The 14,965-nt window shown below is 44.7% G+C and carries 13 protein-coding genes and 1 tRNA gene; 7 read left to right on the top strand and 7 right to left on the bottom strand.

The window, feature by feature from the left end:
• Window positions 1–230 precede the first annotated feature (230 nt).
• From fdnG to H3S82_RS00170, 3 genes are read left to right on the top strand one after another with little or no spacing between them, the layout of a single operon-like run.
• Window positions 231–3,326 (top strand): formate dehydrogenase-N subunit alpha, encoded by a 3,096-nt coding sequence (fdnG, locus tag H3S82_RS00180; protein WP_198233299.1) that lies wholly within the window; start codon window positions 231–233, stop codon window positions 3,324–3,326.
• Complete coding sequence (gene fdxH / locus H3S82_RS00175) at window positions 3,326–4,270, top strand: formate dehydrogenase subunit beta (RefSeq protein ID WP_198233298.1); 945 nt, start codon at window positions 3,326–3,328, stop codon at window positions 4,268–4,270. Before fdnG ends, fdxH begins: the two co-directional genes overlap by 1 nt.
• The gene (locus H3S82_RS00170; protein WP_198233297.1) at window positions 4,260–4,940 is read left to right on the top strand and encodes a formate dehydrogenase subunit gamma; all 681 of its coding nucleotides are present in this window, start codon (window positions 4,260–4,262) and stop codon (window positions 4,938–4,940) included. The genes fdxH and H3S82_RS00170 overlap by 11 nt, the downstream gene beginning before the upstream one ends.
• Window positions 4,941–5,155: 215 nt before the next feature.
• Here the strand turns inward: H3S82_RS00170 and dut are convergent, their stop codons facing one another.
• Entirely contained in the window at window positions 5,156–5,626 is a 471-nt protein-coding gene (gene dut / locus H3S82_RS00165) for a dUTP diphosphatase (protein ID WP_198233296.1), read from the bottom strand.
• Between the two features lie 85 nt (window positions 5,627–5,711).
• On the bottom strand, window positions 5,712–6,698 hold the full coding sequence (gene mbfA, locus H3S82_RS00160) for an iron exporter MbfA (RefSeq protein ID WP_077972940.1): 987 nt from the start codon (window positions 6,696–6,698) through the stop codon (window positions 5,712–5,714).
• 763 nt (window positions 6,699–7,461) lie between these two features.
• Here mbfA and H3S82_RS00155 point away from each other — a divergent pair.
• On the top strand, window positions 7,462–8,166 hold the full coding sequence (locus H3S82_RS00155; protein WP_198233295.1) for a GH25 family lysozyme: 705 nt from the start codon (window positions 7,462–7,464) through the stop codon (window positions 8,164–8,166).
• 4 nt (window positions 8,167–8,170) lie between these two features.
• Here H3S82_RS00155 and H3S82_RS00150 read toward each other — a convergent pair whose 3' ends face one another.
• The 4 genes from H3S82_RS00150 to H3S82_RS00135 form a co-directional block, all read right to left on the bottom strand.
• Complete coding sequence (locus H3S82_RS00150) at window positions 8,171–8,662, bottom strand: GNAT family N-acetyltransferase (protein WP_077972934.1); 492 nt, start codon at window positions 8,660–8,662, stop codon at window positions 8,171–8,173.
• Window positions 8,663–8,743: 81 nt separating this feature from the next.
• The gene (gluQRS, locus tag H3S82_RS00145; RefSeq protein ID WP_198233304.1) at window positions 8,744–9,622 is read right to left on the bottom strand and encodes a tRNA glutamyl-Q(34) synthetase GluQRS; all 879 of its coding nucleotides are present in this window, start codon (window positions 9,620–9,622) and stop codon (window positions 8,744–8,746) included.
• A complete protein-coding gene (locus tag H3S82_RS00140; protein WP_343211492.1) occupies window positions 9,609–10,148 on the bottom strand; it encodes a disulfide bond formation protein B in 540 nt (179 codons plus the stop codon). The genes gluQRS and H3S82_RS00140 overlap by 14 nt, the downstream gene beginning before the upstream one ends.
• A 14-nt stretch (window positions 10,149–10,162) precedes the next feature.
• Window positions 10,163–10,750, bottom strand: a complete 588-nt coding sequence (locus tag H3S82_RS00135; protein WP_198233294.1) for a YqaA family protein — start codon at window positions 10,748–10,750, stop codon at window positions 10,163–10,165.
• A 169-nt stretch (window positions 10,751–10,919) separates the two neighbouring features.
• Between H3S82_RS00135 and H3S82_RS00130 the strand changes: the two genes are divergently transcribed.
• Window positions 10,920–11,005: transfer RNA gene (locus H3S82_RS00130), tRNA-Leu, on the top strand.
• A 431-nt stretch (window positions 11,006–11,436) separates the two neighbouring features.
• Window positions 11,437–11,808, top strand: coding sequence for an arsenate reductase (glutaredoxin) (gene arsC / locus H3S82_RS00125; protein ID WP_198233293.1), 372 nt, complete (start codon window positions 11,437–11,439; stop codon window positions 11,806–11,808).
• A 312-nt stretch (window positions 11,809–12,120) separates the two neighbouring features.
• Here arsC and H3S82_RS00120 read toward each other — a convergent pair whose 3' ends face one another.
• Window positions 12,121–12,846, bottom strand: a complete 726-nt coding sequence (locus H3S82_RS00120; protein ID WP_198233292.1) for an NAD-dependent deacylase — start codon at window positions 12,844–12,846, stop codon at window positions 12,121–12,123.
• A gap of 86 nt (window positions 12,847–12,932) precedes the next feature.
• Here H3S82_RS00120 and H3S82_RS00115 point away from each other — a divergent pair, with 86 nt between their 5' ends.
• Window positions 12,933–14,930: a hypothetical protein gene (locus H3S82_RS00115; RefSeq protein WP_198233291.1), complete on the top strand. Its 1,998-nt coding sequence runs from the start codon at window positions 12,933–12,935 to the stop codon at window positions 14,928–14,930.
• Window positions 14,931–14,965 lie beyond the last annotated feature (35 nt).

The raw sequence follows: 14,965 nt of genomic DNA, 5'->3' as shown, positions 1-14,965 counted from the left end.
GATCGAAAACCTCTTTGCATCTGTTCTTATAGGATTGCATAATTTTTTTGGCGGATACATATCACCAAACGATTGAAATTAATTAACATTACGTCGGCGGGTTTCGTTTTTTGCTACCATGAGGTGTGTACTGGAAATTTCCAAAAAGCATGGTTGGTTGCTTTCAAACGGACGTTGACTTACAGTCAATTTTATATCGGTATGGCCGTAAAAAATTAGAGGACAGCTCTATGAATATCGAGGTTACACGACGTGCTTTCTTAAAGGGTGCAAGTGCAGGTTTAGGCGCAACCGCATTAAATGCACTAGGGTTCGGTGTTGCAGAAGCGGTTGTTATTGCCGAAATTAGACCTTTCAAGCTTGCTTCAACCTTTCAAACGCGACAGACCTGTACTTATTGTTCGGTTGCTTGTGGCATTATCCTTTATTCGAAAGGATCAATGAAGGATGGCACTGCAAAAATAATCCATGTTGAAGGCGATGTTGATCACCCGACCAATCGTGGTACTCTGTGCCCGAAAGGTGCAGCCCTTCTTGATACAATCCATTCAAAAAACCGTTTGACAAAACCGAAAGTTCGTCGCCCCGGTTCCGATCACTTTGAAGAAATCACATGGGACGAGGCACTTGATAAAATTGCCCGCTACATGAAAGATGATCGTGACGCCAATTTTGTCCAGAAAAACGAAAAAGGCCAGACAGTCAATCGCTGGTTAACAACAGGGTTTCTTGCAGCTTCTGCCACAACCAATGAAAGCGCTTTGGCTACCTATAAGGTGGTACGCTCCAGCGGCATGCTGGTTTTCGACAATCAGGCGCGTGTTTGCCACGGCTCTACTGTGGCAAGCCTTGCCCCGACATTTGGTCGGGGGGCAATGACCAATCTATGGACTGATATTCGTGCAACCGATCTTATCATTGTTATGGGTGGTAATGCGGCCGAAGCACATCCTTGTGGCTTCAAATGGGTTACTTATGCTAAAGAGCATCGCGGTGCAAAGCTGATCGTCGTTGATCCGCGCTTTACCCGAACTGCCTCTGTAGCGGATTTTTATGCGCCTATCCGTCAGGGAACCGATATTGCCTTTTTGTCCGGTGTCATCAACTACTGCATAACACATGACAAAGTTCAGTATGAATATGTCAAACATTTCACCAATGCCGGTTTGATCGTCAATGAAGGTTTTGGTTTCAAAGATGGTCTGTTTAGCGGATATGATGAAGCCAAACGTGACTATGACCATTCGACATGGACTTACGAAATGGGTGAGGATGGTTATGCAAAATTCGATGAAACACTTACCCATCCGCGTTCGGTCTGGCAGCTTCTTAAAAAACATGTTTCGGTTTACACACCTGAAATGGTTGAAAGAATTTGCGGCACTCCAAAGGATAAGTTCCTCAAAATCTGCGAGATGATTGCCGCATGTTCAAGCCCGAAAAAGGCGATGACATCCATGTATGCTCTTGGCTGGACAGAGCATTCGAAAGGTGCACAAAACATTCGCACAATGTGCATGTTGCAGCTTATTCTTGGTGATATCGGTGTACGTGGTGGCGGTGTGAATGCCCTTCGTGGCCACTCCAATATTCAAGGCCTTACAGATGTCGGACTGATGTCCAACCTCATTCCGGGCTATATGAATATTCCGATGGAAAACGAGACAGATCTCAAGACCTATCTCGCGAAACGCAAGTTCACACCAACGCGGCCGAATCAGGTCAGCTACTGGCAGAATTATGACAAGTTCTTCATTTCGTTCATGAAGGCAATGTGGGGCAAAGCCGCAACAAAAGAAAACGACTTCGCCTATGATTATCTGCCGAAGCTTGATATCGCCAATTACGATATTCTTAAAGCTGTCGACATGATGGATCACAACAAGATGACCGGCTATTTCTGCCAAGGGTTCAATCTTGTGCTATCATTACCTAACCGAAATAAAATCACACGTGGCCTCGGCAAATTGAAATATCTTGTTGTGATGGATCCATTGGAAACAGAGACGGCACGTTTCTGGGAAAACCATGGTGATTTCAATGATGTTGATCCAAGTAAGATTGAAACCGAGGTATTCCAGCTTCCGACAAGCTGCTTTGCCGAAGATGAAGGCGCAATTGTCAATTCCGGTCGCTGGTTGCAATGGCACTGGGCAGGGCAAAATCCGCCGGGTGACGCAAAGCACGACACATGGATCATGGCACAACTTTGGTTAAGGCTGAAGAAGCTTTATGAAAAAGAAGGTGGTGTGTATCCTGATCCTATCGTCAATCTCCATTGGCCGTATAAGGATGAAAATGAACCAGAACCTGAAGAACTGACCAAAGAATTGAATGGTTATACTGTCGAAGATCTTTATGATCCGAAAGACCCGACCAGAAAGATCCTTGAAAAAGGAAAACAGGTTCCAGGTTTTGCTTCTTTGAGAGCAGATGGTACAACGGCCGCCGCCTGTTGGGTATATTCGGGCAGCTTTACCGAAGACGGAAACATGATGGCACGGCGTGATAACACCGACTATGATGGTGCCGGACTTTATCCGAAGTGGACATTCGCTTGGCCTGCAAATCGCCGCATTCTCTATAATCGTGCATCAGCCGATTTTGACGGTAAGGCTTGGGATCCGGAACGCAAGGTTATCGAATGGAATGGCGAGAAATGGACGGGATTTGATGTTCCGGATATTCCGCTAGCGGCTAAACCACACGATGTCGGTCCATTTATCATGAATGCGGAAGGTACTGGCCGGCTCTTTACGCTTGCCGGACTTCGTGATGGTCCGTTCCCGGTTCACTATGAACCATTCGAATCGCCGATCGTTAACCCGATTGCTCCTGATATTCGCGGCAATCCGGCGGCTCGTATTTTTGATGGTGATTTTGCACAATTGGGAACAAGTGACGAGTTTCCCTATGCGGCAACGTCTTATCGTTTGACCGAACATTTCGGATACTGGACAAAGAATAACCGGATCAACGCTGCTTTGCAGCCGCAATTCTTTGTCGAGATTTCGGAAGAACTGGCTGCTGAAAAAGGCGTTGTAAAAGGTGATTGGGTCAGAGTCTGGAACAAACGCGGACAAATTTTTGCAAAAGCAGTGGTGACAAAACGTCTCCATCCTCTTATCTGTGATGGTAAGCCGGTTAACGTTATCGGTATACCGGTTCATTGGGGCTTTGTCGGTGCTACCAAAAAGGGGTTTGGGCCTAATACGCTCACGCCTGTTGTTGGCGACGCCAATTCTGAGACACCTGAATATAAGGCATTTCTGGTGAATATGGAAAAATCGAAAGCACCAGTTGATGCAGATGGAAAGGCGGCATAATGATAAATATCAATCCTCCAACACAGGATAAAATAGAACCGCAGATTGGTCCGGAGGACTATATCCGGATTTCTGCTTCACCAATGCCGAAACCGAAGCGAAAATTGGAAGAAATAGCCAAGCTGATTGATGTTTCACGCTGCATCGGTTGCAAAGCGTGCCAGTCGGCCTGCTCTGAATGGAATGAGTTAAATCCCGAAATTGGTGACAATGTTGGTGTTTATGATAATCCGAGGGATCTTTCTCCGGACGCTTTTACAATTATGCGGTTTACGGAATGGGTTAATCCGGAAACCGATGCACTGGAATGGCTCATCCGCAAGGATGGTTGTATGCATTGTTCGGAACCGGGATGTCTTGCTGCTTGTCCGTCACCGGGCGCTATTGTGCAATATTCAAACGGTATTGTGGATTTTATTCACGATAAATGCATCGGTTGCGGTTATTGCATAAAAGGCTGTCCGTTCAATATTCCTCGGGTTTCGCAAGTAACACACAAAGCCTATAAATGCACTTTGTGCTCTGACCGTGTTGCTGTCGGGCAAAAGCCTGCTTGTGCGAAAACCTGCCCGACCGAAGCGATTATGTTCGGGACAAAAGCCGAGCTTAAAGAACACGCCAAGGAACGCATTGCCGATCTTAAATCCCGTGGTTACAAGAACGCCGGTCTCTATGACCCACAAGGCGTTGGCGGAACGCACGTCATGTATGTTCTTCACCATGCCGATCAACCAAGCATTTATGCAAACCTGCCGGAAGACCCGCATATTTCACCGATTGTGAAAACGTGGAAGGGTATTTCCAAATATTTCGGACTTGGTGCTATTGCTGCAGCTATCCTTGGGGCGGCTGCACATGGTATCTTTATCGGACGTACAAGAGTAACCAAGCACGATGAAGAACGTGCCGAGAAAACCTTGAAGGATGTCGAACATGACGCATAAGCTTTATGAAAAATACGATTATGTCCATGAAGGTCATCCGGTTATGGTCGACCGCTATACAAAAGGCGCACGCATCAATCACTGGATTGGCGCTATTTCGATGATTCTTCTGGCATTGACCGGTCTGATGATGTATTGGCCACCACTTTTCCCGCTTTCAAACCTTATTGGTGGCGGGCAAGTTGTGCGTACCATTCACCCTTATATCGGTGTTGTTATGGTTATCAGTTTTGCCGGACTTTTCTTCCGCTTCTGGCGCCTCAATATCTGGGAAAATTCGGATTTGAAATGGATTGTCGATATCAAGGATGTTCTGGAAGGCGATGAAGAAAGACTGCCTATGATCGGAAAATATAATTTTGGTCAAAAATGTATTTTCTGGTCAATGTCGATTGGTCTTATCATATTGATTGTGACAGGCTTTATGGTTTGGCAAGCCTATTTCGCGCCTTTTGTTCCTATCGAATGGCAGCGTTATGCACTACTCACCCATTCACTGGTTGCCGCCTGCATTATCGCGGTATGGATTTTCCACGTCTATGCCGGTTATTGGGTTGCCGGTTCAATCGGTGCAATGATCAAGGGAAAGATTTCTGGTGGCTTTGCATGGGCTCACCATCGCAAATGGTATATTGCGCTTTTGCGTGCAAACCGCATTAAAGACCGCTAAGCTTTATTTTAAGGCTTCAATAAATTTAACCGCAATGTTTTGGGGAAAAACATTGCGGTTTTATTTTAATGTGTCGTTTATCCGTTGATGATGCAAACGCAATATCAGCAATGGCAAAAGTGTGATCAAAAGGAGCTCATGAGCTAAAGCGAATCAGCCGATTGCACCTTTCTTCACAATTATTATCTTAAAAAATTTCTTTGGGTGTTGATTGTCTAGTTGTGTCCGGTTGAACCGAACCCTTTGGTTCCACGAATTGTATCCGAAGTTGTTGTGGTTTCCACGATGGCGATTTGAGGCGCCGGAGAAATGACAGTTTGCGCAATTCTCATGCCGCGCGTAATTGTGAATGGTTCTTGACCGAGATTGATGAGTAAAACTTTTATTTCTCCGCGATAATCACTGTCGATTGTGCCAGGCGTATTCAGGCATGTAACGCCATTTTTGAAGGCCAGACCGGAACGCGGACGAATTTGCGCTTCGTAACCTTCCGGTAATTCGAATATCAAACCGGTAGGGACGAGGACACGTTCACCGGGGGAAAGGATGAGTTCTTTTCCCTCTTCCAATGCCGCTCTCAAGTCCATTCCCGCTGATCCGGCAGTTTCATAAGCAGGCAATTTCAGTCCTTCCGAATGAGGGAGACGACGGATAGCAAGTTTAACGGAAGCATCTCTTTGCGACATGAAAAGCCTTCAGGACGATATAATCACTGCCAATCCTTTTAAAGGGGATGACGAGAAGTTACAAGTTACCTTAGAGCCATCGTTTTCAAGCGCTACCGATAAGAATACCGGTGGCAAAAACCAGCGCTCCGCCAACGACAACCTGTAATGCAGCACGCCAGAACGGCGTTTCCATGAACTTGTTCTGGATCCATGCAATTGCCCATAATTCAACGAACACAACAGCAAATGCAATGGCAATCGCAATATGGAAATCGGGTATGAGAAACGGAAGCGCGTGGCCGAGACCGCCGAGAGAGGTCATAACACCATTGGCAATGCCGCGTTTGATTGGCGAGCCGCGGCCGGATAGCTTTCCGTCATCATGGGCGGCTTCGGTAAAGCCCATTGATATACCGGCGCCGAGTGACGCCGATAAACCGACCAGAAAAGTCTGTCTTGTGTCACCAGTTGCAAAGGCAGCCGCAAAAATCGGCGCCAAAGTTGAAACGGAACCATCCATCAAACCGGCAAGACCCGGTTGTATCCATGTGAGAAGCGTTTGCTTGCGTTCTTTTGCGCGCTCTTCATCGGCAACAGATTTCGGCGCGTATTTTTTTTCAAGCTCGATTGCCACATCTTCATGGTGTTTTTCTTCAAGAGCAAGATCGCCCAAGAGTTTGCGGATTTCCGCATCCTTGGCATGGTCGGCAGCTTGTTCATAAAAGCGCGCCGATTGGTCTTCCATTTGTGCAACCGAATCACGCACTTTATCAATGCCGAGCGGGCGAACTAACCAATCCGGTTTCCGATCATAAAAGCCGCTCACATGTTCGCGCCGGATAAGCGGAATCATTTTGCCAAAGCGTTTTTCAAAAATCTTTATCAGCCTGTCGCGGTGGCTATGTTCCTCATCTGCCATTTTTTCAAAAATTTTGGCAGTTGCCGGAAACTCGTCACGTAAACCATCAGCATAGTTAAGATAAATGCGCTCGTCATCTTCTTCCGAAGAAATGGCAAGAGCGAGAATTTCCTTTTCGCTAAGCGAAGAAAACGGTTTCCGATAGGATGATGCAAAGAGTTTTGAAAACATTGGAGACCTATAAATTAGAATTATTCTAAATTAGTTGAGTTGGACGGAAATTCAACCGGAAAATATTGCATGCACTCGATTGTGAATGGTTAATTTCCGTAAATGTGACTTCTCAGCTCGGTTGCAACGAAAATTTACGACAATGAGATCAGGTAAAGCCTGAACAAACCGGTTATTCGCGACAACCGGCTATGTATAAGCTCCCGTTGATTGCGGATGCCGTATTTTTTATGTGTCACCGGCATAGTAAGCTAAACGCTGTTTCCATTCATTGATTTCCGATTTTTCGACCCAAAATTTCCCCCGTTCGGTTGTTACAAAAATAGCGATGAATGTCATCCTTTGATTTTTGAAAAAAGAAAAATTAAATTTCTGTTTTTCCGGTGTGACCAGAAATTTCGCACCGTGTTTTTTGGAAAGAACGGTCATCGGGAAAATGCATTTTCCAAACAATCATGTTGAAATATGTTTTTTAAATTGGCGATCGGCTTTTATGTTTGCCTGAACAAAACAGGCTTTATTGAACAGATTGAATTGAACATGGTGATATTGATTTATCAGCTTCTTATTTTTGTGATTTTTCACCACTGGAAACAAATTACCCCGAACGGTTTTACCAATTGCCACAATCGATAGACGACGCGAAAGAGCTATAAAATTTATATGAAAATCGTTTTTGTCAAAAGCAGATAAAAACTATAATTTAACCATATTAAAATTGGTGTTTGACAGCGTCGGATATTTGCTCTTCAGGAAAAATCACATGGGCAAGCGCATTCTTGTTTTTTTGCTTTTTGTCTTTGCATTGATTGCGGTTTTCTACTTTTTCTTGGCGCGGTTATCACTTGATAACTATCCGGTTCGCGGGATTGATGTATCGCATCATCAAGGCGAAATCGATTGGCATAAAATAAAAAGCCAGAATATCAGTTTTGCCTATATCAAAGCGACAGAAGGTGGTGATTTCAAGGATCCTCAATTCAAGAAAAATTGGGACCATGCATTAGAGGCCGGTTTGAGAGTTGGTGCTTATCATTTTTTCAGGCCTGAAACAGACGGTGTGTTGCAGGCAGAAAACTTTATCAGTTCGGTGCCCGAATATAAAAACATGTTACCTCCGGCAATAGATGTCGAAATCGATCAAACGAAAAGCCCTGACCGACAAGTCATTTTAGAGAGACTTGGCAATCTTCTTCAACATGTCGAAAGCTATTATGGTTCAAAGCCAATTATTTATACAGATGAAGAAAACTATAAAAATTATATCGCCGGCCGGTTTTCCGGTTATCTGTTGTGGTACCGTTCGATTTTTAGCCGACCGGATTTGCCGGACAAACACCAATGGGCCTTCTGGCAATATAATCCCGTGGGTCGTCTTCAAGGGTATAGGGGCCAAGAATTTTTTATCGATCTTGATATCTTCAATGGTACAAGAGATTTGTTTGAAACGTTCCAGACCGGCTGGTAACGTGTCAAAGAATCCGTTGCATCAATACAAGGTTGAGCCACTGTCCGGCTTTTGTACCAACTTCCGGCATGTGTCCGGTTATTGTGAAGCCGAATGCTTTATGGATGGCGATAGAAGCTTTGTTACCCGCTTCAATACCGGCAATAAGAACATGGATATGGTTTTGTTCGGCATGTGTGATTAAAGCCGCCAGAAGTTTTTTGCCAATTCCTTTTCCGCGTTCGGTCTTTTCAATATAAATGGATATTTCAGCCGAATAGCGGTAGCCTTCGAAAGGTCTGAACGGTCCGTAGCTTGCATAGCCTACTGTTTTGCCATCATCCACAGCAACCAATACCGGATATCCGGCAGCATTTCGTGTTTTCAACCATTCCCGACGATTATCAATATCGACGGTTTTTTCATTCCAGATAGCGAGCGTATTCTCTACCGCATCGTTATAAATATCAGTGATGGCTTTAAGATCACGTTCTTCAGCCGGTCTAATGGTAATCATTTTAAAAACCCATCGAATATTATGATTGGAAACCCTAGTCGCTTTTTAAAAGCGTGGAAAGAGGGCGCATGATAGCAATGGTCAAATTTTCGGCAAAAGGGCAAAAATATCGTTCGCCGTCAATCCTTTCTCTCTGAGCGACCGCAAACTTGTGTCCTTGTTGGATTTTGACAATTTGTGTCCATCATGACCGAGAACGAGCGGATGGTGGTAATAAAGCGGTGGTTCATAACCGAGAATCGTCTGCAAGAGCCGGTGAACCGAAGTGGCCTGGAACAGATCATTGCCTCTGACAACATGGGTGATGTGCTGAAGAGCATCATCAACAACGACCGATAGATGATAGCTTGTCGGCATGTCTTTACGTGCGATAATGACATCGCCCCAAAGTTCGGGGTGAGCAATTATTTTCTTTGTCTGATTGCCATGAAATTCGTACCAGTAGAGATCGTTACCTGAAAAACGCAATGCAAGATCCATGTTAAGCCGCCATGAATAAGGCACACCTTCGGCAATCATTTCGCGTGCTTTTGACTTTGAAAGCGAACGTTCATCCGTCGGATAAAGCGGTGTGCCATCGGGGTCACGCGGCCAATTTTTGCCCTTTCGCTCGGCTTCGGCAATGATTTCTTTTACCTCTCCACGGGTCAAAAATGCGGGATAGACAAGACCGAGTTTTTCAAGTTCATCAAGTGCTTTTTGATAGTCTGAAAAATGTTCCGATTGTCGCCGGAAAGGTTTTCGGAAATCGACCCCTAGCCATGATAGGTCTTCCACAATCGCATTTTCATAGTAAGTTTTGCAGCGTGTTCTATCGATGTTTTCCATGCGCAAAACAAGTTCGCCCTTTAATATTCGAGCGATATGTTTGTTGACCAGCGCCGAATAGGCGTGCCCGAGATGGAGATAGCCGTTAGGGCTAGGTGCGAAACGTAACCGGACGGGCTTAGTGTTCACCATTTTTTTTGTATGCACAAAAAGTGCCGACAAGAGCAAGAAAGGCTAGAAAAAGGCTCGATACAGCATTCCAACCGGCAAATGAAAGCCCTAGAAAATAACCGGCCGCAGTATCACAGGAAGGTGGTCGTTTTTTGTTCAGATTTGCCAGTAGATCATTTGCATCGGAAGTAATGGCTGTAGCGGCCGCCGAACAATCTGTTGGACCTGGCCAGAATTTATATTCCGCACCGGCATGATAGATTGATAGACCGAGATTATAAATCATAAGAAAAGCGGTAATCAAAAACAGCAAACGGATAAGAAATCCCGGTTTTCCTGTGAGCGACAAAGCCAAAGTTATGATCATTAAAGGTATACCGGTATAATAGGGAATACGTTCTTCAAGGCAAAGTTTACAAGGCATATAGCCGCCTATATGTTCGAAACCGAGTGCGGTTCCAATAGCAATCACCATCAAGGCCAGTATCAAACAGGAAAGAATTGTTTGAAGCCGTCCGGACAGATAAATGGGCGAAGCAAAACCAATCAAAACAAATCCCCTTAGACCAGTATTTTATATAAAATATAGCCAATTATCAGAACGGTGCAAGCAATGGTGATAATCCATTTTAATCTTGGCAAGATATAGTCCAGCATGGTTGCACCATATTTTTTAATGAGCCAGGCCAGAAAATAGAATCGTGCGCCGCGTGCGACGATTGCTGAAATTATGAAAACCCAGATGTTCATACCGACAACACCGGCAAGAATCGTAACAACCTTGATGGGCGGAAGATGGGATATGCCTGATGTGATCAGCAATAACAGGATGATTTCCATACTGGTATTGCTGCGCAACGCCTCGAAAGTCTCGAATTTTCCGTAAAATTCCAATACCGGTTTTGCTATCGCTTCATATGCAAAATGGCCGATAAGCCATCCCAATATTCCGCCGAGAACAGAAAAAAGTGATGCAATAAATGCATAGCGATAGGTTTTTTCTTTATTGATAAGTGACATCGGGATGAACAGGACATCTGCCGGAATAAGGAAAACAGAACTCTCTACAAAAGCGATAAAGGCCAGCCAGTATTCGGCTGATCTGCGGCCTGCCAGAGATAAAGTCCACTCTCCGAGCTTTTTGAGCATTTCGTTATTCCTCGTCAATCAAGCTATCTCTAAAGATGGTTAAAGCGTTAATCCAGTAGCTTGAACAAAATTTTTTAAGATAATTGTGTGTAAGGCAGTTGACGAGACCTCGGTTCTTAATATAACCAACAAATCCGTGACACATGGTTTGTGTCCTCACTTCATCGATGCGGGTGTGGTGGAACTGGTAGACGCGCCAGACTCAAAATCTGGTTCCCAAAAGGAGTGTCGGTTCGATTCCGACCACCCGCACCAATCAAGCTCAACCTTTCTTTCTATTTTTGTTTCGAGCTTTGTATTTTTGTTTCCTGTCGCTTGTGTCGGTCAATTGTTTTTATTCGGTGAGCCCATTGCAACAACGAAATTATTTTGTTTGCCCCTTCCTTCATAAAGTAACTCCGGACGGAAAATGTGCGTGAATGTTGCGGAAACATTTTTAATTGGCGGCAATGGTGGAGCGCTTTTGGCGAATTTATTTTGATAGTGTGTGAAAATCATCAGTCACGCGTTCTATTGACAAGGACTATAAAACTGTTCGACAAAGTTTATTGCGAACGTCAAAAACAACAAAACGGGAATTCAAAACAGTTTATTGGAAAGAGGGCAGATAGAATATTCTTAACCACTCTCGTCCTCTCGCACCAACCAAGTTTTTCCCGACAATTACGGCAATAAAGGGCCAATTCATGCAAAATACCGATGTTATTATTTATCATAACCCGCGTTGTGCAACTTCGCGAAGCGTGGTCGGTCTTGTGCGGGCTATGGGTTATGAACCCCATATTATCGAATATCTGAAAACACCACCGACACCGGAAATGCTTCTTTGGCTAGCCAACCGTGCCAATGTTTCCATACGGGATTTTTTGCGGACAAAAGAACCGGCCTATAAAAAGTTAGGCCTGGATGATGAATCATTGCCCGACGATGTCATCGCCAAAAAAATGCATGATCATCCGGAACTCATCAATCGGCCGATTGTTGTTTGCCCGAAAGGTGTTCAACTTTGTAGGCCTGCTGAAACAGTGACAAATCTGCTGATTTTACCGGAAGGATGAAGTTTTCGGTCTTTTCATCTTTGTGTTGCGGACAAGAAAGCCGTGAGCGGAGGCTTTTGTTTTTCGTGATGTAATATTGTCCTTTCAAACGGGATTGGATTGAAATCAGGTGATGAATTTCCTTCCATGAGGTTAAAGTTATTCAATTCTGGACTTTACCGATCGGGTAGGCTTGGATTGAAAAACAGATTTTGCGTGTTTCATGCAAACAGGATGACAGATTGGAAAACTGTCGAATTGAAGACATTTCTTTTGAACAAAACATCCGGATCTCAGAGAAGAGCGGGCATGTTTCAGCTAATTCAGCTTTCTTCAATCTGTCACTTGACTGTATTTCGCGATGAGATTGTCTACAAAATCCGGAACTGTTTTTGTTGCAGGTCCGGAAATAACCTCGTCGAATAATTCATAAGTGGCCGGATTGGTAGCAAGGTTAATTTCGAAACATTCTGCACCGGCTTGTCGTGCAAGGCCAACAAAACCGGCTGCCGGATAGACGAGGCCGGATGTGCCGATAGCCGCAAAAATATCGGCTTGAGACAATGCCTTTTCGATTTTTTCCATATAAAAAGGAATTTCACCGAACCAGACGATATCGGGTCTGAGACTCGCTTTCGCATGACAATGCGGACAGATGCTTTCCGCCGTTACATCGCCTTTCCATTCGGCTCTTTCATGACAAGAAAGACATAGAACATGGTTGAGAGTGCCATGCATATGTAGAACATTTTTTGATCCCGCCCGTTCATGTAAATCGTCGACATTCTGTGTCACGAGGAGAAAAGAGTGCGGAAAATTCTTTTCCAGTTTTGCAAGAGCAAGGTGAGCCTTGTTGGGGCGTGCATTTGCAGCATCATGACGGCGCTTGTTATAGAAATTATTGACGAGATCCGGCGAGCGTGCAAAACCTTCGGGTGTTGCTACGTCTTCAACTTTATATTTATTCCATGTACCATCGCTACCACGAAAGGTTTCGAGCCCCGATTCAGCCGATATGCCTGCACCTGTTAAAATGACAATATTTGGAGTTATATTCATTTGTTACTCACTCGTGACAAGGTTATTTCTCTTTTACCAGAAACGCGTATGTTACAAAGATTAAATTTATAAAAGGAATCGTTCACTTGGCCTTGGATAGTGACAGCAAAAAAACACTTCGCCAGAAGGTTGAGGATGCAGATTTGGCATTGTCTCTTAAAAAGCGTGCCGATAACAATACCGCATGGGCAGAAGCGCATATAGAACTTTCCGAAGCCTTGTTGGCACTTGCAGATGCCGAAGACAGTGATGATGATGCGCTTTCCCACTATAACGAGGCAGCATCGGGCTTCGAAAAAGCTTTACAGGTTTTCACCCGCAAACGTAATTTTAGTCGTTGGGGCGGGATTATTGTTTCTTATGTGCGGTGTTTACGCAATTATGCGCTGCGCGAAGAGGGGGAAATTGCTATTTTACGGCTTAAACGCGGACTTTCTTTACTTGATGAAGTCTGTAGAGCGCTGCCAAAAAAGAAGGGTGCGTTTGATCGGGCGCTTATCTTAACGGAGAAAGGCCATGTCTACCGCGCACTTTCGGATATTGATTTTTCAAGACCGCGTGAAGAACGACTGAAATTGGCATTGCAAGCATTTGATGAAGCCATTGCTATTTTACGCGCAAAAGAAAATTTCCATTATTGGTCGCTAGCCGTTTCGGCGAGTGCGCTGGTTGCCGCCCAATTGGCACAAATCGAACCGGTCGAAAAAGCAAGGGATGATCTCGACCTTGCTATTGAACGTTTTGAAACGGCGCTGAACTACTTTGATGAGGATGACCAACCGCAAGATATTTCCTATGTTTATTTCGAGATGGGTCGTGCCTTGATGCAAAGGGCAACAATGGACACGCCAGCCAATCTCGGGCTTATGGAAAAAGCATTGAAAGCTTTCGAAAATTCCAGTGCGACATTTAAAGACGACGGGAGTGTACACGCATTGAGTCGTCTTCAAAACGAGACGGCATTGGCTCTTGCGCTTTTCGCCCAGCAGAAAGATCGGGACAGTGCTATTGAACTTCTCGAAAAATCGGTCGCACTTTATCGTTCCAATATTGATCTTCTCAAAGATAAGAGTGAAACGCTGGGACTGGCAATGACCTATGGCAATTTGGGAAAAGATCTGACCCAGCTTGCCAATTTTGCATCCGTTCCCTCTCAGGAACTAGAAAAAAGATATGAAGCAATTGCTGCCTTGCGTAACGCTATTGGCAAAGAAATAAAATTGGCTCGTCCGCTAGATTGGCTTTCCTATTTTATCGAATTGGGCGCGGCCCTTCAGGCGGCGTCCAATATAGAAGTACCGGAAAGGCGCGGTGAACTGTTACGGGAAGCTGTAAAACTTTATAATGAAGTTCTGGAAACGATAAAAGGCCAGCAAAACGCCAAACTCTTTAACCGGATTTTGCAATGGCGTGCTCTTGCCCGTGCCCGTCTTGGTGAAGACGAAAAAGGTCATCAAGGTTTGATATGGCTCAAACAGTCCGAACTGGACTTCCGCTTGGCAATTGCCAAGCTTGATCCCGATAGGGATAAAAACGAGCTTTTTCGGCTTTATAGCAATTTGGCTCATGTTCTCTATTCCATGGCAAGGCGCAAAGATTCGACAACTCCTGTCGATTTGCTCAAAGCGGCCAATAGCGCCATTGAAACAGCATTTATCAGCATAGGGAATGAACCTTTCGATAATGTGGATGAACAATTGGAAGCCCATTCCCATCACGCACTTGTTTTGTGGCGTTTGGGGTCATTCGGCAATGTGGTTGAAGCTTTTGCCAAATCACGAGCAATTTATGAAAAGCTGCTCCTCTCGCCAGCGTTGAAAAACAAGCCGAACAAGCTCTCGAATATCAAGCGCAGCTATGCGTTGATGCTCAAAGACTGGGCACAAAAAGTGCCAAAAAAGGCGGCAAAACCATTACTGGAAAAAGCAGCCGGACTGGTCAACGAACTCCGTGTCGTGGCGCTTGCCGATGATGATAAAAAAGCACTTAAACGATGCGATGATGCTTTGGCAGATATTCAATCAGGAATTCATGCTTTGGCAAAAAAGCGGTTTTTCAATTTCTGGCCGTTTAACCGGATATAAAACCGCTCTTTATTTTTTTCAAATTTCCGATCAAC

Origin of the sequence: Bartonella sp. M0192, assembly GCF_016102305.1 — a bacterium.
GTDB lineage: Bacteria > Pseudomonadota > Alphaproteobacteria > Rhizobiales > Rhizobiaceae > Bartonella > Bartonella apihabitans.
This window is presented reverse-complemented; position numbering and strand designations above follow the sequence as displayed.

Bases quoted from the DNA above. Each gene is read 5' to 3' on its own strand.
- fdnG (WP_198233299.1), top strand. From the start codon at position 231: ATGAATATCGAGGTTACACGACGTGCTTTCTTAAAGGGTGCAAGTGCA.
- fdxH (WP_198233298.1), top strand. From the start codon at position 3,326: ATGATAAATATCAATCCTCCAACACAGGATAAAATAGAACCGCAGATT.
- H3S82_RS00170 (WP_198233297.1), top strand. From the start codon at position 4,260: ATGACGCATAAGCTTTATGAAAAATACGATTATGTCCATGAAGGTCAT.
- dut (WP_198233296.1), bottom strand. From the start codon at position 5,626: ATGTCGCAAAGAGATGCTTCCGTTAAACTTGCTATCCGTCGTCTCCCT.
- mbfA (WP_077972940.1), bottom strand. From the start codon at position 6,698: ATGTTTTCAAAACTCTTTGCATCATCCTATCGGAAACCGTTTTCTTCG.
- H3S82_RS00155 (WP_198233295.1), top strand. From the start codon at position 7,462: ATGGGCAAGCGCATTCTTGTTTTTTTGCTTTTTGTCTTTGCATTGATT.
- H3S82_RS00150 (WP_077972934.1), bottom strand. From the start codon at position 8,662: ATGATTACCATTAGACCGGCTGAAGAACGTGATCTTAAAGCCATCACT.
- gluQRS (WP_198233304.1), bottom strand. From the start codon at position 9,622: ATGGTGAACACTAAGCCCGTCCGGTTACGTTTCGCACCTAGCCCTAAC.
- H3S82_RS00135 (WP_198233294.1), bottom strand. From the start codon at position 10,750: ATGCTCAAAAAGCTCGGAGAGTGGACTTTATCTCTGGCAGGCCGCAGA.
- arsC (WP_198233293.1), top strand. From the start codon at position 11,437: ATGCAAAATACCGATGTTATTATTTATCATAACCCGCGTTGTGCAACT.
- H3S82_RS00120 (WP_198233292.1), bottom strand. From the start codon at position 12,846: ATGAATATAACTCCAAATATTGTCATTTTAACAGGTGCAGGCATATCG.